This window comes from Flavobacterium sp. TR2 (assembly GCF_025252405.1).
In the GTDB taxonomy this organism is placed as follows: domain Bacteria; phylum Bacteroidota; class Bacteroidia; order Flavobacteriales; family Flavobacteriaceae; genus Flavobacterium.
Window position 1 is genome coordinate 4,640,070 of sequence record NZ_CP104307.1, and the last position, 23,666, is coordinate 4,663,735.

A 23,666-nucleotide genomic window follows, 5' to 3' on the forward strand; every position below is an offset into this window, starting at 1 on the left:
TCAAAAATAATCATAATTGCATTATTCGATTATCTTTGTCTTAATAAAAATTGAACAATGGAAGAATGTATCTCTGTTTTTGATATGCTTAAAATTGGCGTTGGCCCTTCAAGCTCACATACTTTAGGTCCTTGGCGCGCTGCCGAACGTTTTCTTGAAGAGCTCAAAGACGAAGCAATTTTAGACGACATTACGAGAGTAAAAGTCGACTTATATGGCTCACTTTCTTTAACTGGAAAAGGCCACGCAACAGATCTTGCCGTTATGCTCGGATTGAGCGGACAAGATCCTGAATATATTCCTGTTGAAGACATCGCAGGAATCATAAAAAAAATCGAAACTACAAACGAAATCAATTTGGGCAACCAAAAAGTGATTCCGTTCTTTTTTCTTCAAGACATTGTCTTCAACAAAGATTTTCTTCCTTTTCACGCCAACGGATTAAAATTTACGGCTTATAAAGCAGATGATTCTGAATATGCATCTACTTTTTATTCTATCGGAGGCGGTTTTGTCGTAAAAGAAGAACGTACCAATGCCAAAGAAAAAAAGGCTATAAAATGTGCATTTCCTTACCCGATTCAAAACGCAGCTGAATTATTGAATTATACGATTTCTGAAAACAAATCGATTTCTGAAATTGTATATCAGAATGAAATTTCGATGCGTCCGGAAGCTGAAGTGCATTCCGAATTAATGCGTATCTGGAATACAATGCTGGAATGTATGTACATTGGCTGTCACTCTGAAGGTATTCTTCCTGGAGGGCTTCATGTGCGAAGAAGGGCTTTTGATATGCACCAAAATCTAATTGGACTATCAAATTATACAGACCCTCAAAGCTGGCTGGAAGAAATTAGAAAAACCGAAGTTAAATTTCGCCAGATTTTAAAATGGGTTAGCTGTTTTGCACTTGCCGTAAATGAAGTAAATGCTTCTCTTGGCCGTGTGGTTACTGCGCCTACAAATGGAAGTTCTGGAGTAATTCCAGCCGTTTTAATGTATTATATGGTGATTGAAAACCATAGCGCAGGCGAAAAAGAAATCAAACAATTTTTGATGGTTGCGGGTGAAATTGGAAGTATCTTCAAAAAAGGATCTACTATTTCTGCTGCAATGGGCGGATGTCAGGCTGAAATTGGCGTTTCTTCTGCGATGGCAGCGGGCGCTTTATGCGAATTGATGGGCGGAACTCCTGCTCAGGTTTTAATGGCGGCAGAAATCGCAATGGAGCATCATTTGGGCTTAACTTGCGATCCTATTGGCGGTCTGGTTCAAATTCCGTGCATCGAAAGAAATACAATGGGCGCCATAAAAGCAATAAACGCTGCCGAATTGGCTCTAGAAACAGATTCTAAAAATGCTAAAGTTCCTTTAGACAAAGTGATCAACACAATGTGGGAAACGGCAAAAGATATGAATTCAAAATACAAAGAAACTTCTGAAGGAGGTCTAGCAGTTGCCGTAAACATGGCTGATTGCTAAAATTTTTGTTTGCCACCGATTAAAAGGATTCACACAGATTTTTTATTTCACGCAGATTTAAAAAGATTTAAGCAGATATTCGCAAATTTTTTATTTCAATCTGCTAGAATCTGCCAAATCTGCGTGGAAAAATCATTTTAATCCTTTTAATCTGTGGCAAAAAACCTAGAAACATTCATGAAAAAACTTTACTTCTTACTCTTTTTCTGCTCCATTCTACTGCATTCTCAAGAACGTTATTTTCTAAATTCAGACACAAGACTTTTTACTTCTCCTAATGCATCTGCTGATTTTTTAGGCTATTTTAAATATGGTGCCGAAGTTCGCTTGCTATCTGAAAATCAGAATGGCTGGTACAGAATACAGGCTGATAATTTTAACGAAGGATATATTCAAGAAAAATACATTGCCAAAAGCCTGAATGCAAAAGATGTAAAAGTTAAAGATCCTAAAAACCCTATTCTTGAAGGTGGCGATGCTTATTATGGTGGCAATCATCTTTTTGTTCTTGCTGCTGGGCTGAAAGCAAGAGCTTTGCCTGATAAAACTTCAAAAATTAGAGAAATTCTATTTACAGGAGACCCTGTCCCAGTAAATTATCTCCCAATAAATCCTGACGAATGGGTAAATATCAACGGAAGCTTTAATGAAGAGTATTCTAAATTTACGCTTAGAAAATTTCTTGGCCCGAGACCAAACTTTGATTCATTATTAAAAGATTTCGACAAACTGGATGCAAGCGCGCTTAATGATCGCAAAACTGTTAGCGAAAGAATTGTGGAACTGGCTTGGAACAGCGATTATGCTAAACTAATTCCAGCCTATCAGCGATATTACGAAGTCATAAAACAGCTCAACGATCCTAAATTGCTTTCTGAAACTGAACTGAATATGACTTTAGCCAAAGGTTTAGCCAATCATAAACTGTCGGAACAGATTATTGCATTCAGTCAAAAATCTCATTATTCTCTAAAAGGCTTTAAAACAAAATCGGTCACCATTTCCCAAACCGACTTGATTAAAACAATGGGAAATCCAACCAAAAAAGCTCGCATTTCAGATGAATGCGGCATTTATTTAAGCGATTTATTTTATTACTATCCAGATTTGGAAGTTTCTGTGGATGAAAAACAGAATCAGGGAGAAATCATCAAAGTCTTCATCAACGAAAACAATAAATTCATTATAAATTCCAGCGCTATTTTAGACCATACGCTGTCTGAAAAAGCTTTCATTGAAAAATATGGAACGTATATTGAAGCTTCACTAAAATCGCCTCATTTTTACAGTATCATAATGGAAGACAGTCAATTCCGATTAGAATTTAAAGACGGAAAACTATTTTCTGTCGAAATATTCTATTATTGCTGATACCCATTCTACAATTATTCAATACTTTTACAATATCAAAAAAACAATAAAATGTCAGTAGCAAAAAAAGATTATAAAAGAATCACAACAAAGTCATTAATTGAAATGAAAAGCAATGGAGAAAAAATCTCTATGCTGACTGCGTATGATTATACAATGGCTAAAATTGTTGATACTGCTGGTGTCGATGTAATTTTAGTTGGCGATTCGGCATCAAATGTAATGGCTGGTCACGAAACAACGCTGCCAATTACTTTAGATCAGATGATTTATCACGCTTCTTCTGTAGTTCGTGCTGTAGAAAGAGGTTTGGTTGTAGTTGACTTGCCTTTTGGAAGTTATCAATCAGATTCAAAAGAAGCTTTACGTTCTTCTATCAGAATCATGAAAGAAAGCGGTGCACACGCTGTAAAACTTGAAGGCGGAAAAGAAATTAAAGAGTCTATCAAAAAAATATTAAACGCCGGAATTCCTGTTATGGGGCATTTGGGCCTAACTCCTCAATCAATCTATAAATTCGGTACTTATACTGTTCGCGCCAAAGAGGAAGAGGAAGCGGAAAAATTAATTGAAGATGCTCAAATGCTTGAAAAAGTAGGCTGTTTTGCAGTTGTTTTGGAAAAAATTCCTGCAGCACTTGCTAAAAAAGTGGCAGAAAGCATTTCTATTCCTGTCATCGGAATTGGCGCTGGTGGCGGTGTTGACGGTCAGGTTTTAGTAATCCACGATATGCTGGGAATGAACAATGAATTCAGTCCGCGTTTCTTACGCCGCTACTTAAATCTTTACGAAGAAATGACAAAAGCAATCGGACAATATGCTGCAGATGTCAAGTCTAGCGATTTTCCAAATGCTAGTGAACAGTACTAAAATCAGACTGGCTTAGATTTTAGACATACTTAGACTTCTTAGAAATTACACTTAAATTTTGTTTAATTGCGTAAATTTTAAGAAGTCTAATTTTTGAAATCTTGAGCTATTTCTGAAAACTATCAACAATTTAAGCCATGCATCAATTTAAAGAGCTCTTGATTTGGAAGAAAAGCAGATCATTTTGTTCTAAAATTTATTCTATAACAGCCACATTTCCTAGCGAAGAAAAATTCGGAATAATTAATCAATTAAGAAGAGCGGCAGTATCAATTCCTTCAAATATTGCAGAGGGTTCTTCAAGAAATTCAAACAAAGATTTTGCTCGATTTTTAGAAATTGCTATTGAGTCAGCATATGAAGTTGAAACACAGCTATTAATTTCTTCTGATTTAGGGTTTATAAACGAAGAAAGTACAATTGAATTAATTAATCTATTGGAAGAAATCACTAAAATGACATCCCGATTTAGAGCGACATTATTGTAAAAAATCAGTCAAAATCTAAGAAGTCTAAGCAAGTCTAAAATCTAAGCAAGTCTAATATGAAAATCCTTTCCAACAAAAACAATCTGCAAATTCTTCATGAAGACAATCACATCATTGTGGTCAATAAGCGTGTAGGCGATATTGTGCAGGGAGATAAAACTGGCGACAAACCTCTTTCTGATGTTGTGAGAGAATACATCAAAGAAAAGTACAACAAACCTGGTGATGTTTTCTTAGGTGTTATTCATCGTTTGGACCGGCCTACAACTGGAATCGTAGTTTTTGCCCGAACAAGCAAAGCTTTATCGCGAATGAATGAACTGTTTAGCAATCGCGAAACTAAAAAGACATATTGGGCTGTTGTCAAAAACAAACCAAAGGAAGCAAAATCGAAACTGGTTCATTATTTAAAACGAAACGAAAAAAACAATACTTCAAAAGCGCATTTAAAAGAAGTTCCCGACAGCAAATTAGCAAGTTTAGATTATGCCATAATTAAAGAACTTCAAAATTATACGGCATTGGAAATCAATTTACATACTGGGCGGCATCATCAGATTCGTGCCCAGTTAAGTGCAATTGGTTCACCGATAAAAGGAGACTTAAAATATGGCGCAGACAGAAGCAATCCAGATGGAGGAATTCATCTTCATGCCAGAAAACTAACTTTTGTACATCCTGTTTCTAAAGAAAACATTACCATTATTGCTCCTACTCCAGATGATCCGATTTGGAATGCTGTATGATTTTTATGATTTAATTGTTAAATTTTTAAATTTTATCAATTAACTTGCATAGGGAAAATTCAAGCTAACCAGAAAATGGATTATAAAAGCAATATCAGATATCGAAAGGAAACTCTAAAAAAGTTATTGTATAATATTCAGAAAAGTGAAGATTTAATCGTAAAAGCTTTATACGATGACTTTAAAAAACCTGAGTTCGAGGCTGTTTTGACCGAAACCAATTACGTCATTTCAGAACTTAAAGATGTTATAAAAAACATGAATAAATGGGCAAAACCTAAACGCGTTTTTCCATCACTGCTTAACTTTCCTTCTAGCGACTACCTTTATAAAGAACCTTATGGCGATGTACTGATTATTGCTCCTTGGAATTATCCTTTTCAGCTTGCTTTATGCCCTCTTGTTGCCGCAGTTGCTGCAGGAAACAGGGTTGTCTTAAAACCATCTGAACTTACGCCTCATACCTCTGCAATAATTGCGAAGATCATAGAAAAAACATTTCATGTCAATCATGTCGAAGTGTATGAAGGCGGTGTCGAAGTTTCGAATAAATTGCTGGCACAGCGTTGGGACTACATCTTTTTTACCGGAAGCGTTGCAGTCGGTAAAATTGTTGCAAAAGCGGCCGCAGAACATTTAACTCCGGTCACACTCGAATTAGGCGGAAAAAACCCTTGCATTATTGATGAAACTGCCAACTTAAAACTAGCGGCAAAACGAATTGTCTGGGGAAAATTCATTAATGCTGGCCAAACTTGCATTGCCCCCGATTATATTCTGATCCAGAAAAACATGAAGGTCAATTTCATTTCTTATTTAATTGAAGAAATCATTAAAGCTTACGGAAAGAAAATTGATAAATCACCTGATTTTGCAAGAATTATAAATACAAAAAACTGGTATCGCTTAACCAATATGATTCATGACGAACATATTTTGTTTGGAGGAGAAAGCGATGCCAACAAACTTTATATTGCACCAACCCTTCTCGAAGAGCCAGATTTGGATAGCCCGGTTATGAAAGAAGAAATCTTTGGCCCTATTCTGCCGATTCTTATTTACGAAAATGAAAATGACATCGAAAAGATCGTCAGCCGATATGAGAAACCTCTTTCATTTTATATTTTTAGCGAAAATAATGCATTCGCGAAGAAATTAATTTCGAAATACTCCTTTGGAGGCGGATGCATAAACGATACGGTTATTCATTTTTCTAATAAAAGGCTTCCCTTTGGCGGCGTCGGACATAGCGGAATCGGGGCTTATCACGGCAAACGCAGTTTCGATACATTTTCCCATCATAAAGCGATTGTAAAAAAAGGAAATTGGCTTGATCTGCCTATGCGATATGCTCCATATAAAGACAAATTGGCCTCCATAAAACGAATTTTAGACTGGTTATAAATCAGTTAAAAACATTTCGGAATGTTTTGTAGATTTTTATATGGTATTGATTAAAAATATTATATTTACGTCAAGATACTTTTAATTATTACAAGTCTATAAAACAATTTTACATAAAATGAAATCTACACTTAACCAAATTGAGGACATAAAAAAAAATGGCTATTCCCTTGATTTTGCTACAGTTTTTAATCACGCTTTCGAAAACTACAAAAAAATAGCACTGTACTCGGGGCTTATCATCTTAGTTTTTTCGATTATTGCCGCAGTTGCTTTTATGGGCATAGTGATTGCCTATTTTGGAGCCGAAGCCATGACAAGAGATTTCATTCAAAATTTCGAAAACCAGCAATTTACAGCTGTACAGCTTGTAGTTCAAACCGTTGCGGTTTCTTTAATTGCCGGAATAACAGCTCCTTTTGGCGCGGGTTTTCTTAAAATGGCAGATTCAGCAGATAAAGATGTCGAATTTAATGTTTCAACCATCTTCACCTATTACAAAGCTCCTTACTTTGGACAAATTTTCGCAGCGGCTTTTATCCCTGCTTTGCTAGGAACAGCTCTTGCCACTCTAATCGAAAGTTCAGGCGTTCTTTTTGTTGGCAACATCATTTCGCTAACGGTTTCTTACTTCATGTACTTAACAATTCCATTAATTGTTTTCGGAAATCTTGGAGCAATCGATGCAATCAAATCTAGCATTACTATCGTTACAAAAAATCCGCTTAATATATTTGCTTTTTTCATCATCGGCTTTCTTGGCTCAATGGTTGGTTTGATCGGCTGTTGTGTCGGAATCATTTTTACCGTTGTTTTCAACAGCTCTATGATTTATGCAACTTATTTCGCAATTTTTGGAACAGAATCTGAAGAGGAAGATTCAATTGATTCAATTGGAAAATACGATGTAGATTAAAATCGAAATTTCTTAATTACAGAGAACCTAACCACTTCTTTTAAGAATTTTCAAAACGCTATTTACTAAACCAACATACCCCAAATTCTATGGCCGCAAACTGTAGTTTTTTCAATTCGGTGATCTCAGGAATTTCCGCTGTCGGGAGTGCCTTCGAATCAATTATGACCGGATGGTATGTGTTTAATTCTGACATCATTTACTACAGCAATCACAAACTTGTTGTTTTAGGTTTGTCGCTCATTGCGTTTCTTGCACTCTTGATCTACCAATTTTTTAGAATTAAAGCTAAAATTGGATATTTCATCGAAAAAAAGAAAGAGCAAGATACCATCAGTAAAGAATATCAGCTTTACATTTTATTTTTTGGCATTGCTGTAATTGTCATCGAAATCATCAATGAAATTTTCAAGATCAGGCCCAAAAGTCTATTGCTTGTAAATGTTCTAATTGGTGTTTTTGTCCTTGGCATTTACATGGTAACAGATAAAATCAAATGGATGAGAGATCAAATCCAGCAAATTTTTATTTCCTGTTTTTTCATCTACATCGGTTACGTTGCTTACAATATTGTCACTTTAAGAAATGATGTTGTACCGATTATTGTTTTCCTCATTTCTTTTTTCTTTTCCTATAATATCCTTAAACCCATAAAAATTTACTGGCTTTTTGTTGGCTTAACCTTTACCTTTCTAATTGCCACATTAGCGCTTCATCTGATTCCAATAAAATCATCTATTTTACTGCTTAACTTCTGCATTCTGATTTTTATCATAAACCAAGTAAAATATGCTGTTTTATTAAACAATCGGGACAACTTTAGGTTTGCAAACGAAATCGTGCATAAAGGAAATTCGCTCACGATAGCATCCAATAAAAAAGGAGAAATACTCTTTTGCAGCGAAACCATAACCCCAATTTTAGGATATCTCCCTGAAGAAGTCATTGGATCAAAATTCTGGGAACTAACCGAAGATTCGGAATCTCTAGGAAAATCAAATCCGGCAGAAAATCAAGAAAACAAACTTTACATTAGAAAATTAAAAACCGAAAACGGCGAATACAAGTACATTCAGTGGAAAGATAAAAAATTTTCAGACGATCTAATTATCAGTATCGGGCAAGATGTCACAGAGCAGATTATCGTTCAGGATCAATATAAAAACCTAATCCAGACTGCGACTGACATCATTTTTGAAATTGACGCCGAAGGTTACTTTACTTTTATGAATGATTTTGGCTTTTCTATTCTTGGCTACGCTGAAAATGAAATCATTAAGAAACATTATTCCAATTTTATTCATGAAAGCTACATCACTAGTGCTGTAGATTTTTACGAAAATTTAGAACTCAATGAAAATAATTACCCAATTATTGAAATTCCGATCCTGAAGAAAAATGGCGAAGAAATATGGATGTCGCAAAAGATCATTGTCCGTAAAAATGATTTAGGACTTACGACTGGTTTTTCTGGAATTGCACGAGATGTTACCGAAAAAAAGAACATCGAAAATGAGAAAAAACGACGTCTTAAAAAAATTGAAGCCTATAACAATTCAACAAAAAAACTATCAACCACAGACTTTAGCAAATATGACGATTTAAATACAGTCATAGATCTAATATTAAAAGAAGCCTCATTGATAAGTCAAGTAAATCGTGTAAGTTTCTGGAAATATGACAATGATTTAATTACCTGTAAAAACCTTTTCAGTCTTGACAATCAGAGTTTAACTGATAAAAATATTTTAAACAAAGAATCCTATCCCATTTATTTTGAAACATTAAACAATAAGGCGATTATTAATGCACCAGATGTATTCAACAAACTGGAAACATCTGAGTTTCAAAAACTTTACTTTACAAAAAACAATATTAAATCCATGCTTGATGTGCCTATTTTTTTAACAGGGCAACTGGCCGGTGTAGCTTGTTTTGAAAGTACAGAACACAAAAGAGAATGGGATAATGAAGACATTAATTATGCGAGAACAATTTCAGATGTGATTTCGCTTGCCATTTCTTCCCAAATGCGTTTAGAAGCAGAAAGAAAATTAGAACTTAAAAGCCAGCTTTTGTCTGCACTTTCTTTATGCACCGAAAAATTTCTGCTTAGCAAAACTACGCATCAAATGTTTGAAGAAACGTATAATATTATTGGAAAAGCGGCCAAAGTAGATCATATGTACTACTACGAAAAAGACGCGATTTACAATACTGTCAGCCAAAAATACAAGTGGTCTCGCGACGGTGTTACGCATCAAATTACGCCATTGCGCACTATGACCGAACAAAATCTGCAAGAAATCTATGATGCGGCATTGCAGAGAAAAATCTTAAACACATTAACTCGAAATCTTCATGACGGTTATTTCAAAAAACTTCTAATCGATAATGAAATTCAATCCATCCTAATTTTACCGCTTTACATTAATGATATTTTTACCGGTTTTATTGGTTTTGATGATTGCACTACCGAAAGAGAATGGTCTGAAGATGAAATCAATATCTTTCAGGTACTGGCAAATAATATTTCGTCTGCATTAGAAAGAAACCGAAACGAAACGAAGATTATTGAAAGTGAAGAAAAATTTAAATTGATTGCCAACAATATTCCCGGCACAGTTTATTTATCCAAATTTGATGCTTTTTCGACCAAAATATTCTTAAACGACGAAGTTTTAAATCTTACGGGATATTCAAAATCTGAATTCATCGAAAATAATCTGTCTTTTCTATCGTTAATTCATCCAGAAGACAAAGAAGAAGTAATTAACAATCAAATCGATAATCTCCAAAACGGAATGCCTCTGCATAATGTGTATCGCATTAAGCGCAAAACTGGCGAGTATATTTGGATAGAAGAATTTGGAGACGTAATTAAGCGAGATGATGAAATTGAATTTGTTGGCGGAATTTATTTTGACATTACAAGCAAAAAAGAAATCGAAGACGCCATAAAAGCCAAACAGCTGGCAGAAGCCGCAAGCAAATCAAAATCTGACTTTTTAGCCAATATGTCGCACGAAATCAGAACTCCTCTAAACGGAATTATTGGTTTTACACACTTATTAATGAAAACAGATTTGGAGGAAATTCAAGAGAAATATATGACCACAATTAACCAATCGGCACATTCTCTTCTTGAAATTATTAATGATATTTTAGATTTCTCAAAAATTGAAGCTGGAAAATTGGAGCTGTTTATTGATCTGTATGATATTAAAAAAATCTTAGGGCAGGTTTTTGACTTGATTGTTTATGAATCCAACAAAAAGAATCTCGAACTTGAATTGAATATTGATCCAGATGTTCCAAAATATATCTGGACAGATATTGTCCGCATCAAACAGATTTTAATCAATCTGCTTTCAAATGCTGTAAAATTTACAACCGAAGGTTCTATCAAATTAAATGTTTCGGTTTTAGAAAAAAAATCAAACAATACTACTATTCGTTTTGCTGTAGTCGATACTGGGATTGGTATTCTGGAAAAAAATCAAAAGAAAATTTTCAAAGCATTTTTACAAGAAGATAGTTCTACTACAAGAAAATTTGGAGGAACAGGATTAGGCTTAACCATATCCAATCAGCTGTTGGCTTTAATGGAAAGCCGTTTACAGCTGGAAAGCAAAATTGATGAGGGAAGCACTTTTTTCTTTGATTTGAATCTAAAAACAAGCAACCAAAGCATTAATGACAAATACAACGCCGAACTCAAAAGTTTAAACATTGATTTAGATGCCAGCGAAATAGAAGCAAATGGCAGCAATATTACTTTTCTAATTGTTGAAGACAACAAAGTAAATATGCTCCTTCTTAAAACCATTATAAAAAACCTTTACAACAACGCTTATATCTACGAATGCGAAAATGGATACGAAGCCATTCAACAGTTTGAACAAATTAATCCAACTATCATCTTTATGGATATCCAGATGCCGATTATGAATGGTTACGAAACTGCAAAAGCCATTAGGAACACTAAAAAAGGCCGTGATGTCCCGATAATCGCTGTTACCGCTGGTGCCGAAAAAGAAGAACGCAACAAATGTCTTTCTGCCGGAATGGATGATTACATCTCTAAACCTATTATGAAAGGAACTGTAGAAGAGGCTTTAATCAAATGGTTGGGATAAAATTGATTTTAAGTTCCAAACCGCTAACAGCTACTAAAAACCGTAGCATCAACTGAGATTAAAAACCTAATTTTTTTCAAAACATAAAGCTTTAATTTTAAAAATTTATCATAAAAAATCTATAAATTCGTACAACGTTTTAAATAACAAGTTAAAAAACAATTCAATATGAAATGGCAAGGCAGAAGACAAAGTGATAATGTCGAAGACAGAAGATCAATTTCTGGCGGTGGTAAAGCAATAATTGGCGGTGGCGTTATCGGAATCATTGTTTTGCTGCTTAATGTTTTTGGCGGTGAAACTGGCCAGCAGATAGCTCCAATTTTAGAACAAATGCAAGGCGGAGGCCAGCAGACAGAAGCTACAGCCCCATTAAGCAAAGAGGATGAAGAATTAGGGAATTTTGTAAGAGTTGCTCTAGCTGATAATGAAGATATTTGGACTAAAATTTTTGCCGAACACGGCATGACTTACGAAACCCCAAAATTAGTTCTTTTTAAAGGCGCTGTACAAACAGCTTGTGGCGGTGCGTCATCTGCTTCAGGTCCTTTTTATTGTCCTGGAGACCGTAAAGTTTACATGGATTTAGGTTTCTTTGAAGAATTAAAAAGCAAATTTGGCGCAAAAGGAGGCGATTTTGCCATTGCGTACGTTATTGCGCATGAGGTTGGCCATCACATTCAAACTTTAATGGGAACATCTTCTAAAATGCGTCAGATGCAACAAGGAAAAAGCGAAGCAGAAGCCAATAAATTATCGGTAGCATTAGAATTGCAAGCCGATTTTTATGCTGGAGTTTGGGCGCACTACAATCAAGCCAATCTAGATACTGGCGATATTGAAGAAGCTTTAAGTGCCGCAAATGCTGTTGGAGACGATGCCATTCAGAGTAAAATGCAAGGACACGTAGTTCCAGATTCTTTTACCCACGGAACGTCAGAGCAAAGAATGTATTGGTTTAAAAAAGGCTTCAAAACTGGAGACATTACACAAGGCACTACATTTGAAGAAATTCGATAATACATAAACCAAATATAATAACCACCAGAAAAGCACAACTTAAGCAGTTGTGCTTTTTTTTATATTTCTAATATTTTAATTTTTAAATTCTAATCTGTAATACGATTAGGAATGAGCAATCTCATTTCTAACAAATATTGGTTAATATAAAACATAACCAACGCTTTCATTCGCTGGAACGCAATGTCACCGCAACGCGCATTCGTATCGTCCACGATGTTGAAACCGCGGGCTAGGTTTGAAATATATTCGTTTTATTTTCAGAGGACATAACCAACGTTTTCACTCGCTGGAACGCAATGTCACCGCAACGCGCATTCGTATCGTCCACGAGATTGAAACCGCGGGCTATGTTTGAAATTATCGTAAAAAATAAAATATAGGATTTCCAAACGTCCATTTTTTAGACTCAAGAAGTTAGAGCGCAATCTAAAATGAACTTATATAACTTATATAGTTAAAAAGAAAATTAAACGCACAAAAAAAGCCTTGAATTTCTTCAAGGCTTTAAATCTGGGTGGCTGACCGGGTTCGAACCGGCGACCCGCGGCACCACAAACCGCTACTCTAACCAGCTGAGCTACAACCACCATTTTTCTGCTTAGCGAGTGCAAATATAGAACAAAGGTTGAGTTCTACAAAGAAAAAAATGAAAAAATTTTCAAAAAATTAAATCAAATTTCCTAAGCTATTGACAGCCAAACATCTTTCAACTGTAAAACCTTCTGCAAAATCTTTCCCAACTAGTCTTCCTAGGTCCTTTGCACGATAATTTAAGCTTTCAAAAAAGTTTTTACTCGTAATTGGCGTTGCAGGTTCATTTGAATTCGGATCGTAAAATTGCGTTTTATACGCCATTATCGCTTCTACTTTCTTTTCTTCAAATCCTGTGATGTCTACAACGAAATCTGGGGTTATATTTTTCCATTGAATATAATGGTAAACTATTTTTGGCCTCCAAGCTTCTTGTTTCACTCCGTCTATTGAAGTTTCTATTTTCATTAATCCAGACAAAAAGCAAGAATCAGAAACGAGCTTACTCCCTTTTCCGTGATCAATATGACGATCGTCAACGGCATTGCACAAGACAATCTCTGGTTTATACTTACGAATCATTTTTATGACTTCTAATTGATGTTTTTCGTCATTAACGAAAAATCCATCGCGCATACGCAAATTTTCACGTACTAAAACCCCTAAAATTTCTGCAGCATCTTTTGCTTCTTGATCTCTAATTTCTGCAGTTCCGCGCGTTCCCAATTCGCCTCGGGTTAAATCTACAATGCCTACTTTTTTTCCAAGGGAAACTTCCTTTAAAATGGTTCCGGCACAACCTAATTCTACATCATCTGGATGCGCACCGAATGCTAATATGTCTAATTTCATTTTTTTGTTTTTGTTTGTTTTGTTTCAGGTTTCAAGTTTCTCCCGAAGCTTCGGGATCAGGTTTCAAGTTTTGCTCGTTCTGTCAGGCTGAGCGAAGTCGAAGCCCTTTGAGCCCTTCGACTTCGCTCAGGGTGACACACTGCTGAAAACTCATAACTCATAACTCATAACTCATAATTCATAACTTCTAACTCATAATTCTCAAGACTCTTTTCATTGTCATCGATTTGTTGACGCTTTCTTCCCATTCTTTTTCGGGAATACTTTCTTTAGTAATACCGCAGCCCATATACAGAATCGCTTTATCGTCCTGAATCTGCATACATCGTAAATTTACAAATAAATCAGAACTCGAATTATTTCCTGCAAAAGTGCTGTTTAATTCGCCTAGAAAACCGGTATAGAAAGTTCTTTCATAATTTTCATATTCCAAAATAAAGGCTTTCGATTTCTTTTTAGGAAGTCCGCAAACGGCAGGTGTCGGATGCAAAGTGTCAATTACTTCTTCTAAAGTTGAATTATCTTTTAAAACACCTGAAATATCGGTTTTAATATGCCAAATCGATCCCGCTTTTAAACTGTAAGGTTCAGAAACTACTACCGAAGCAGTAAACTCTCGAAGTCTCTTTACAATAAAATCAGTCACAAATTGCTGTTCGTCTTTTTCTTTTTGCTGCCAGACAATTTCTGTTTCCTTATTATCTTTCTGCGTCCCTGCCAAAGCCATAGTTTCAAAAACACTATCATTCGCTTTTAACAACTTTTCGGGCGTCGCTCCCATCCAAAGTCCGACTTTTGGGTGAAAAAAGCAATAACAAAAAGTTGCAGGATACAATTGAACCAAGTGCTGGAAAGTTTCGATAAAATCAAACTCAGCCAACGGAACTTCTTCGCTTCGTGACAAAACCACCTTTTTAAATTCTTCATTTTTGATGGCTTGAATTCCCTGTGCAACCAAATATTCATATTGAAATTTAGCTTCAACGTCAAAATTCAAATCATCAATTTCTATTGGTTCAAATGAAGTCAGTTCTTTTTCGGCAGTAATAATTTCAGATTCATTTTCAGGAATCAAGATCAATTGTTTTTCATCAAAAGAAGCAAAAACAAATCCTTTTTCACTGTAATCTGAAACAGTATTCAGAAGATTATTTTGCTGTAAAATTCCAACATAGTTTGTTGCATTGGGTTTGGAATAAAGTACAAAAGGCAAATTTTGTTCTTTATGGTTTTTAATTTTTAAGAAAAATGCATTCATAATTTACTCACTTTTCTTTCTATCCAAAACCATATTCGTCAGTTTACAAAGCGAAACCAAATTTCCTTCCTCATCGGTAATTTTAATTTCCCAAAGATGAAGACTTCTTCCTTTGTGGATAATTCTGGCTGTTCCGAAAACATAGCCTTCACGAATGCTTTTTAGATGATTTGCCGAGATTTCGATGCCTCTTACCTCCTGCTCTTTCGGATTGATAAAAAAGAAAGAAGCCGCACTTCCAACACTTTCTGCCAAAGCTACAGAGGCGCCTCCATGAAGCAATCCCATTGGCTGGTGAACGCTTGGATTTACAGGCATTTTTGCAGTTAAAAAATCTTCTCCGGCGTCGATATATTCAATTTTCAGCGTTTCCATTAATGTGTTTTTAGAAAACTCATTACATCGCGCTAAAATCTGCTCTTTTGTATAATTCATTAAAATAAACTTTAAAAAACGTAAAATTAAAGAAAGATAAGACACAAATCGTAAAATCAATCCCGAAATTTCGGGACTAAAATTAGAATTCAATTATGAACTAATCAGTTTTTTGCTATTTTTACAAAAACAATCAAAAATCAATCTTTGGCTCATTTTTTTTGCCACTGATTACACAGATTAAAGGGATTTTAAAATACTTTGTGTTGATTTTTTCCGCCACGAATTCACGAATTTTTCTAATTTAAAAAATAAACAATTCGTGAATTCGTGGCGAAAAAAAATCTTTTTAATCCTTTTAATCTGTGGCAAAAAAAAGAAAAATAACAATGCGTCAATATTTTACAATCTTCATTCTGGGTTTAATTCTAATTTTTAGTTCCTGCCGAACTGACTTTGATACCGTTGCCAGTAATGGAAATTTAAAGTTTTCAAAAGACACCGTTTATTTGGATACTGTTTTTAAAAACATTGGCTCAAGCACTTACCAATTAAAAGTGTACAACCAGAGTAAAAATGATATTTCGATTCCAATTGTCCAATTTAAAAAGGGCCTGAATTCTAAGTACAGAATGACCGTTGACGGAATGAGCGGCAACAACGGAAAGATTTTTAAAGATGTTACGCTTTTAGCAAAAGACAGTTTATACATTTTTATAGAAACCACCGCAGACATTACAGATGCCAATCCAACAGATTTTTTATATACCGACGAAATCCAATTTGACAGCGGAGCCAATCTTCAGGAAGTGGCTTTGGTGACTTTGATTCAAGATGCTATTTTTTTATATCCAAACCAGAATCCTGATGGGACTAAGGAAAAAATAAAAATCGACGGCAAAGATGTTGACGGATTTTATTTAAGCGAAAATGATCCAACAAACGGAAACGAACTTATTTTTACAAACGACAAGCCTTACGTTATTTACGGCTACGCAGGAATTCCCGAAAACAAAACCGTAACTTTTGAAGCTGGCGCAAGAGTTCATTTTCATGCCAATTCAGGATTATATGTTGGTAAAAATGCTTCGCTTAAAATTAATGGCACCGCTTCTTCAACTGAAAAATTAGAAAACGAAGTCATTTTTGAAGGCGATCGTTTAGAATCGCTTTATTCTGATATTCCTGGACAGTGGAAATCGGTTATTTTTGAAAAAGGAAGCGCCAATCATTCCATTAATCATCTAACTTTAAAGAATGCGACTGTCGGCTTAGATTTTAGAAGTCCGTTAAATGCTATTGAAATCAAAAATTCGCAGATTTACAATTGCGCCGAGTACGGAATTTTAGCCCAAAATACTCAGATTATTGGAGAAAATCTAGTGATTAATTATGCTGGATTAGCGAGTTTGTCCTGCGTTTACGGCGGAAATTACAAATTCACACATTGCACTTTCAACAACAGCTGGCCGACTCCTTCACAATTTGCAGTCCATTTAAGCAATTCTTTGGCAGGAGCAACTCCAGAAACCAATCCGTTGACACAGGCTACTTTTAACAACTGCATTATCTACGGCTCAAGCACAAACGAATTTAATTTGAGTAAGAATATCAATGCGCCTTTTGTCTATCAGTTAAATAACTGTCTTTTAAAATTCAGCAGTTCAACAACAAATCCTGATTACCAATTCAAAACAGATGCTGAACATTATAACAACATCATTCTGAATGAAAATCCGAAGTTTTATAATGTTTCGCAGAACAAATTCAATATCGATAAAACTTCTTCTGCTTTCGCGAAAGGAAATCAGGTCTACATAATCCAGACTGATATTTTAGGAATTACCAGAACTTCTCCACCCGATTTGGGCGCTTATCAGAGTAAAGACTTTCCAAAATAAAGCCATATTTTTTTTTCACCATATAAGTGATATAAGAAAATTTGAGTTTTTTTGATCTCACAAAGTATATCTGTCGAGACGCACTGCAGTGCGTCTACGCAAAGAAAATCCACAATTCATTAGACGCACAGCAGTGCGTCTCGACGAAATAATTGGGCTAAAAATTCAATCTTTACTAGACTTCTTAAGGAGATTAACTTTAGTAAAAAAAAAATCTTAGTGACTTAGCGCCTTAGCGGCAAACAAAACGATAGTAAGAAAATATATCTAAAATTAAACATCACTTAACGCATTGCTTTCATAAAAGTAGTAGATTTGCTACAATAAGATTTTAAAAAACTAACAATCAAGTTTTTAAAATTATTTTCTCAACCAAATCTTAAAAACTATTACTTATGAAAAAAAACTACTTTTTACTGTTATTATTTCTTACTACACTTGGTTTTGCCCAAATTCCTTCTGGATATTACAGCACTGCAACTGGAACGGGCTATACTTTAAAAACTCAATTGTACAACATTATCAAAGGACATACTGATAACGGTTACGCTGGATTGTATACCACTTATCAAACTTCTGATGTTGATAATTTTTATGAAAATGACGGAACTGTTTTAGATATGTATTCTGAAAATCCTTCTGGAACAGACCCTTACAATTACAGCACAGGAAGCACTCAACGATGCGGCAATTATGCTGCAGAAGGCGACTGCTACAATAGAGAGCATATTATTCCGCAATCTGTTTTTAACGAGCAGTCGCCAATGGTTGCTGATGCACATTTTATTACACCAACTGACGGAAAAGTAAACGGAATGCGTTCCAATTATCCGCATGGAAATGTAAGTTCTGCAACATACACATCGCAAAACGGAAGCAAATTAGGATCAAGCGCAGTTTCTGGATATTCAGGAACCGTTTTTGAACCAATAAATGATTTTAAAGGAGATATCGCGAGAATGTATTTCTATTTTGCGACACGATATGAAAATACAGTTGCAGGTTATTCTTATGCCATGTTTAATGGCACAAGCAACCAAGTTTTTACAACCGCTTTCTTGAATGTGCTTTTGGCTTGGCACGCGCAAGATCCTGTAAGCGCAAGAGAAATTGCCAGAAACAATGCCGTTTATGCAAGACAAAACAATCGAAATCCGTTTATTGACCATCCTGAATATGTAAATCAAATTTGGGGAGGAACACCTTCTGGAGATACTCAAGCACCGACTGCTCCGACGAGTTTGGCTTCGACATCAAAAACTGCTACTTCAATTACGCTTTCGTGGACAGCTTCAACAGATAATGTAGCCGTTACAGGTTATGAAATTTATGCAAATAGTGCTTTAAAAACAACGGTTTCCGGCACAACCGCAACAATTACAGGCTTAACAGCTTCAACAGCTTATTCAATTTATGTAAAAGCAAAAGATGCCGCTGGAAATTCTTCCGCATTAAGCAACACTATTTCAGTCACTACTGACAGCAACGGAACAGGAACAGCAACCGATCTTCTTTTCTCTGAATATATTGAAGGTTCTGGAAACAACAAAGCTCTAGAAATTGCAAACAACACTGGAGCTTCTGTTAATTTATCTGCGTATACAATCAAAAAACAAACAAATGGCGCAGGTTCTTGGAGCACAGGTTTAGCATTGACTGGCAATTTGGCAACAGGAAGCAAATTTGTAATTGTAAACAGTTCTATGTCATCAAGCTGTTTTTCCACAAGCGCTGCCAATATTTCGACAGCCGCAACCGAACTAACTTTTAACGGAAATGATGCTGTAGGCTTATTCAAAAATGGTGTTTTAATTGATATTATTGGTACTTTCAATGGCGGAACAGCCAATTTTGCGATAGATGTTACTTTAAGAAGAAAATCGACTGTGACTTCTCCAAGCACGACATTCAATTTAAGCGCACAATGGGATTCGTATTCACAAGACACTTGCAACAATTTAGCCAGCAAAATGGTTCAGGCTCCTGAAATCGAAGAAGAAATTGCTGCAGATGAAATTTCAATTTATCCAAATCCTTCGAATGGAAATTTCGATATTAACCCAGGCAATACAGATGATCCTTATTCAGTTGAAATTTTCTCATTCTCCGGCCAGAAAGTTTTTGAAAAACAAAACACCACTTCTCCAGAAGTTTCTGTGCATAATCTTTCAACAGGAATCTATATTATAAAAATTACAAAGGGAAACAAAACAGCTTTTAAAAAGGTCATTATTAATTAAAAATTAGATTTTTCATCAACTAAAAAAGCGGCGAATTGCCGCTTTTTTCATAACTCATGAAAGATTTTTCTTTTAAAATCCTTTTTTAATCTATTTCAGCTTTTCGTAAATTTTGCAAATCAGTCCAAGTATCAGCATAAAAATTATGCTGTTTCATTTTTGCTTTTTTCCTTTCTAAAAGTTTAATATTACAGAACATATCAAAAAAGAAAATTTAATAAAACATTAAATTTCACGAAAGACCGAAACCACTTGATATTGCGTCTTTTTGGTAGAAAAAATGCAAGAAAAAAGCAATTTCATTTTTTTTGAAAAGAGATGGTTTTCAAATTTGCGCTTACTATTTATTTACATTAAATTTGCAGCTCAATACAACAAACTACACAAATGATCCATTTCTTTGAAAACCAAAGCAAAACTGTTTTTGCCGTACAAACGCAAAACGAAATTTCAGCTCAAGACATTTCAAAATTAAACTGGCTTTTTGCCGACGCAAGTAAGATCGAAAAATCTGCATTGACAGGTTTTTTTGTTGGTCCTCGCGCTACCATGATTACGCCCTGGAGTACAAATGCTGTAGAAATTACTCAAAACATGGGAATTTCTGGCATCATTAGAATCGAAGAATTTCATCCTGCAACGGAAGATTTTACTGATTTTGATCCAATGCTTTCACAAAAATTCAACGAATTAGATCAGGAAATCTTCACTATCAACATTCAGCCGGAACCAATCTTGGAGATTGATGATATTGCAGCTTACAACAAAGTTGAAGGTTTAGCTTTAAGCGAAGAAGAAGTTGATTACTTAAACAATCTTTCGACTAAATTAGGAAGAAAACTAACTGATTCTGAGATTTTTGCTTTCTCGCAAGCAAACTCAGAGCACTGCCGTCACAAAATCTTCAACGGAACATTTGTGATCGACGGAGAAGAAAAAGAAACTTCTCTTTTCAAATTAATCAAAAAAACATCTCAGGAAAATCCTAACGATATTGTTTCTGCTTACAAAGACAACGTTGCTTTTGTAAAAGGACCAAAAGTGCAGCAATTTGCACCAAAATCGGCCGATAAACCTGATTTTTACGAAATAAAAGAATTTGATTCGGTTATCTCTTTAAAAGCCGAAACACACAATTTCCCAACAACAGTTGAGCCTTTCAACGGAGCTGCAACAGGATCAGGAGGAGAAATTCGTGACCGTCTTGCAGGTGGACAAGGTTCTTTGCCATTAGCAGGAACTGCAGTTTACATGACTTCTTACTCTCGTTTGAAATCATCTGATACTCAGGATGACAGAAAATGGGAAAACGCGGTTGAAGAAAGAAAATGGTTGTATCAAACACCAATGGATATTTTGATCAAAGCTTCAAACGGAGCTTCTGATTTCGGAAATAAATTTGGTCAGCCGTTGATTACAGGTTCTATTTTAACTTTCGAGCACGAAGAAAACGAGCGTAAAATTGGTTACGATAAAGTAATCATGCAGGCTGGTGGAATTGGTTACGGAAAATTAGATCAATCAATTAAAAAGAAACCACAAGAAGGCGATAAAATCGTTATTCTTGGAGGAGAAAATTATAGAATCGGAATGGGTGGTGCTGCGGTTTCGTCTGCAGATACAGGTGCTTTTGGTTCAGGAATCGAATTAAATGCCATTCAGCGTTCAAATCCAGAAATGCAAAAACGTGCTGCAAACGCGATTCGTGGTTTGGTAGAAAGCGACAATAACCCAATTGTTTCTATTCACGATCACGGTGCGGGTGGACACTTAAACTGCCTTTCGGAATTGGTTGAAGAAACTGGAGGTTTGATCGACTTGGACAAATTGCCAGTTGGAGACCCAACGCTTTCAGCAAAAGAAATTATCGGTAACGAATCTCAGGAAAGAATGGGATTGGTTATTGGTCAAAAAGATATCGATACTTTGCAAAGAATTGCTGACAGAGAGCGTTCGCCAATGTATCAGGTTGGAGATGTAACGGGAGATCACCGTTTTACTTTCCAATCACAATCAAATGGTTCAAAACCGATGGATTATGCTTTAGAAGATTTCTTCGGAAGTTCTCCAAAAACGGTTATGACTGACAATTCAGTAGATAGAAAATATGCTGATGTTGCTTACAATTCAGCTGACTTTGAAAGCTACTTAAAAGACGTTTTACGTTTAGAGGCAGTTGCTTCAAAAGACTGGTTGACTAATAAAGTGGATCGTTGCGTTGGAGGAAAAGTAGCTAAGCAGCAAAATGCAGGTCCGTTACAATTGCCATTGAATAATGTTGGAGTTATGGCTCTGGATTATTTAGGTAAAGAAGGAATCGCAACTTCTATCGGGCACGCTCCTATCGCGGCTTTGATCGACCCTGTTGCGGGATCTAGAAATGCAATTGCAGAATCATTATCAAACATTATCTGGGCGCCAATTAAAGACCAATTAAAAGGAATTTCATTGTCTGCAAACTGGATGTGGGCTTGTAAAAACGAAGGTGAAGACGCTCGTTTGTACGCAGCTGTTGAAGGCTGTTCTGAATTTGCAATTGAATTGGGAATCAACATTCCGACAGGAAAAGATTCACTTTCGATGAAACAAAAATATCCAAACGATGAAGTAATCGCACCAGGAACGGTTATTATTTCAGCTGCTGGAAACTGTACTGATATTAGAAAAGTAGTAGAACCTGTTTTACAGAGAAACGGAGATTCTATTTATTATATCAATTTGTCTCAGGATGATTTCAAACTTGGAGGTTCATCTTTTGCACAAATTAGAAATACAATTGGAAACGAAACTTCTACTATTAAAGACGCTTCTTTCTTCAAAAATGCATTTAATACAGTTCAGGATTTAATTGTTGACAACCAAATTTTAGCAGGTCACGATATCGGAAGCGGTGGTTTAATCACAACTTTATTAGAAATGTGTTTTGCTGATGTGAATCTTGGAGCTAAAATTGATTTCAGCGCTTTCGCGGAAAAAGACCTATTGAAAATCCTTTTCGCAGAAAACATCGGAATCGTCTTCCAGGCAAAATCTGATGCGGCTGTTGAGGCTAAATTAAAAGCGAATAACATCGAGTTCTTCAAATTAGGTTCAGTTCAAAGTACAGCAAGTTTGGAATTTGGAATTTATAATTTGGACATTGCGAAGTATAGAGACGTTTGGTTCGAAACTTCTTATTTATTAGATCAAAAACAATCTAAAAACGGAAGAGCTCAGGCACGTTTTGAAAACTACAAAAATCAGGTTTTAAATTATACTTTCCCTGTACACTTTACAGGAAAAAAACCAGAAATTGACAATTCTAAACCAAGACCTAAGGCGGCTATTATTCGTGAAAAAGGAAGTAATTCTGAGCGTGAAATGGCAAATGCAATGTATCTAGCAGGATTCGATGTAAAAGACGTTCACATGACGGATTTAATTTCTGGTCGTGAAACTCTTGAAGATATTCAGTTCATTGGAGCGGTTGGAGGATTCTCTAACTCTGACGTTTTAGGTTCTGCTAAAGGTTGGGCCGGAGCCTTCTTATACAACGAAAAGGCAAAAACTGCTTTAGATAATTTCTTCAAAAGAGAAGATACTTTATCTGTTGGAATCTGTAACGGATGCCAGCTGTTTATGGAATTGGAAGTGATTAATCCTGAGCATGAAGTTCACGGAAAAATGCTTCATAACGAAAGCCAGAAACACGAAAGCATCTTTACTTCTGTAACAGTTCAGGAAAACAATTCTGTGATGTTATCAACTTTGGCAGGAAGCACTTTGGGAGTTTGGGTTTCTCACGGAGAAGGTAAATTCAAATTGCCTTACTCAGAAGACCAATACAACATTGTTTCTAAATATGCTTACGAAGGTTACCCTGCAAACCCTAACGGTTCTGATTACAACACTGCTATGATGTGCGATAAAACCGGAAGACATTTGGTTATGATGCCTCACATTGAACGTTCAACTTTCCAATGGAACTGGGCTCATTATCCAAAAGACAGAAATGACGAGGTTACGCCTTGGCACGAAGCTTTTGTCAATGCCAGAAAATGGATTGAGAAAAACTAAGAAATATATTT

The 23,666-nt window shown here is 35.6% G+C and carries 15 protein-coding genes and 1 tRNA gene; 12 read left to right on the forward strand and 4 right to left on the reverse strand.

What is annotated here, in order from left to right:
- The first annotated feature begins 57 nt into the window (after positions 1-57).
- The 9 genes from N4T20_RS19810 (at position 58) to N4T20_RS19850 (ending at position 12,439) form a co-directional block, all read left to right on the forward strand.
- Entirely contained in the window at positions 58-1,485 is a 1,428-nt protein-coding gene (locus N4T20_RS19810; protein WP_260670787.1) for an L-serine ammonia-lyase, read from the forward strand.
- Positions 1,486-1,662: 177 nt separating this feature from the next.
- Complete coding sequence (locus tag N4T20_RS19815) at positions 1,663-2,856, forward strand: SH3 domain-containing protein (RefSeq protein ID WP_260670788.1); 1,194 nt, start codon at positions 1,663-1,665, stop codon at positions 2,854-2,856.
- Positions 2,857-2,907: 51 nt separating this feature from the next.
- Positions 2,908-3,726: a 3-methyl-2-oxobutanoate hydroxymethyltransferase gene (panB, locus tag N4T20_RS19820; RefSeq protein ID WP_260670789.1), complete on the forward strand. Its 819-nt coding sequence runs from the start codon at positions 2,908-2,910 to the stop codon at positions 3,724-3,726.
- 137 nt (positions 3,727-3,863) lie between these two features.
- Positions 3,864-4,214 (forward strand): four helix bundle protein, encoded by a 351-nt coding sequence (locus tag N4T20_RS19825; protein WP_260670790.1) that lies wholly within the window; start codon positions 3,864-3,866, stop codon positions 4,212-4,214.
- A gap of 56 nt (positions 4,215-4,270) precedes the next feature.
- Positions 4,271-4,960, forward strand: coding sequence for an RluA family pseudouridine synthase (locus N4T20_RS19830; RefSeq protein WP_260670791.1), 690 nt, complete (start codon positions 4,271-4,273; stop codon positions 4,958-4,960).
- A 75-nt stretch (positions 4,961-5,035) separates the two neighbouring features.
- Positions 5,036-6,364: an aldehyde dehydrogenase gene (locus N4T20_RS19835; protein WP_260670792.1), complete on the forward strand. Its 1,329-nt coding sequence runs from the start codon at positions 5,036-5,038 to the stop codon at positions 6,362-6,364.
- Between the two features lie 118 nt (positions 6,365-6,482).
- Positions 6,483-7,280 (forward strand): hypothetical protein, encoded by a 798-nt coding sequence (locus tag N4T20_RS19840; protein WP_260670793.1) that lies wholly within the window; start codon positions 6,483-6,485, stop codon positions 7,278-7,280.
- Between the two features lie 89 nt (positions 7,281-7,369).
- Entirely contained in the window at positions 7,370-11,419 is a 4,050-nt protein-coding gene (locus N4T20_RS19845) for a PAS domain S-box protein (RefSeq protein WP_260670794.1), read from the forward strand.
- Positions 11,420-11,587: 168 nt separating this feature from the next.
- Entirely contained in the window at positions 11,588-12,439 is an 852-nt protein-coding gene (locus N4T20_RS19850; RefSeq protein ID WP_260670795.1) for a neutral zinc metallopeptidase, read from the forward strand.
- 516 nt (positions 12,440-12,955) lie between these two features.
- Here the strand turns inward: N4T20_RS19850 and N4T20_RS19855 are convergent.
- The 4 genes from N4T20_RS19855 to N4T20_RS19870 all read right to left on the reverse strand — a co-directional run bounded on the left by N4T20_RS19855 (position 12,956) and on the right by N4T20_RS19870 (position 15,518).
- A tRNA-His gene (locus N4T20_RS19855) sits at positions 12,956-13,029 on the reverse strand.
- Positions 13,030-13,108: 79 nt separating this feature from the next.
- A complete protein-coding gene (gene bshB1, locus N4T20_RS19860; RefSeq protein WP_260670796.1) occupies positions 13,109-13,825 on the reverse strand; it encodes a bacillithiol biosynthesis deacetylase BshB1 in 717 nt (238 codons plus the stop codon).
- A 187-nt stretch (positions 13,826-14,012) separates the two neighbouring features.
- Positions 14,013-15,083, reverse strand: a complete 1,071-nt coding sequence (locus tag N4T20_RS19865; protein WP_260670797.1) for a chorismate-binding protein — start codon at positions 15,081-15,083, stop codon at positions 14,013-14,015.
- Between the two features lie 3 nt (positions 15,084-15,086).
- Positions 15,087-15,518, reverse strand: coding sequence for a PaaI family thioesterase (locus tag N4T20_RS19870; RefSeq protein WP_012026684.1), 432 nt, complete (start codon positions 15,516-15,518; stop codon positions 15,087-15,089).
- A gap of 329 nt (positions 15,519-15,847) precedes the next feature.
- On the opposite strand from N4T20_RS19870, the gene N4T20_RS19875 reads away from it, so the two are divergent.
- From N4T20_RS19875 to purL, 3 genes are all read left to right on the forward strand, one after another.
- On the forward strand, positions 15,848-17,359 hold the full coding sequence (locus tag N4T20_RS19875) for a hypothetical protein (protein ID WP_260670798.1): 1,512 nt from the start codon (positions 15,848-15,850) through the stop codon (positions 17,357-17,359).
- Positions 17,360-17,754: 395 nt separating this feature from the next.
- A complete protein-coding gene (locus N4T20_RS19880; protein WP_260670799.1) occupies positions 17,755-19,599 on the forward strand; it encodes an endonuclease in 1,845 nt (614 codons plus the stop codon).
- Between the two features lie 387 nt (positions 19,600-19,986).
- A complete protein-coding gene (gene purL / locus N4T20_RS19885; protein WP_260670800.1) occupies positions 19,987-23,655 on the forward strand; it encodes a phosphoribosylformylglycinamidine synthase in 3,669 nt (1,222 codons plus the stop codon).
- Positions 23,656-23,666 lie beyond the last annotated feature (11 nt).

Coding starts and splice junctions, on each gene's coding strand:
- N4T20_RS19810 (WP_260670787.1), top strand. CDS start 58: ATGGAAGAATGTATCTCTGTTTTTGATATGCTTAAAATTGGCGTTGGC.
- purL (WP_260670800.1), top strand. CDS start 19,987: ATGATCCATTTCTTTGAAAACCAAAGCAAAACTGTTTTTGCCGTACAA.
- N4T20_RS19830 (WP_260670791.1), top strand. CDS start 4,271: ATGAAAATCCTTTCCAACAAAAACAATCTGCAAATTCTTCATGAAGAC.
- bshB1 (WP_260670796.1), bottom strand. CDS start 13,825: ATGAAATTAGACATATTAGCATTCGGTGCGCATCCAGATGATGTAGAA.
- N4T20_RS19815 (WP_260670788.1), top strand. CDS start 1,663: ATGAAAAAACTTTACTTCTTACTCTTTTTCTGCTCCATTCTACTGCAT.
- N4T20_RS19840 (WP_260670793.1), top strand. CDS start 6,483: ATGAAATCTACACTTAACCAAATTGAGGACATAAAAAAAAATGGCTAT.
- N4T20_RS19825 (WP_260670790.1), top strand. CDS start 3,864: ATGCATCAATTTAAAGAGCTCTTGATTTGGAAGAAAAGCAGATCATTT.
- N4T20_RS19845 (WP_260670794.1), top strand. CDS start 7,370: ATGGCCGCAAACTGTAGTTTTTTCAATTCGGTGATCTCAGGAATTTCC.
- N4T20_RS19870 (WP_012026684.1), bottom strand. CDS start 15,518: ATGAATTATACAAAAGAGCAGATTTTAGCGCGATGTAATGAGTTTTCT.
- N4T20_RS19850 (WP_260670795.1), top strand. CDS start 11,588: ATGAAATGGCAAGGCAGAAGACAAAGTGATAATGTCGAAGACAGAAGA.
- N4T20_RS19880 (WP_260670799.1), top strand. CDS start 17,755: ATGAAAAAAAACTACTTTTTACTGTTATTATTTCTTACTACACTTGGT.
- N4T20_RS19875 (WP_260670798.1), top strand. CDS start 15,848: ATGCGTCAATATTTTACAATCTTCATTCTGGGTTTAATTCTAATTTTT.
- N4T20_RS19835 (WP_260670792.1), top strand. CDS start 5,036: ATGGATTATAAAAGCAATATCAGATATCGAAAGGAAACTCTAAAAAAG.
- panB (WP_260670789.1), top strand. CDS start 2,908: ATGTCAGTAGCAAAAAAAGATTATAAAAGAATCACAACAAAGTCATTA.
- N4T20_RS19865 (WP_260670797.1), bottom strand. CDS start 15,083: ATGAATGCATTTTTCTTAAAAATTAAAAACCATAAAGAACAAAATTTG.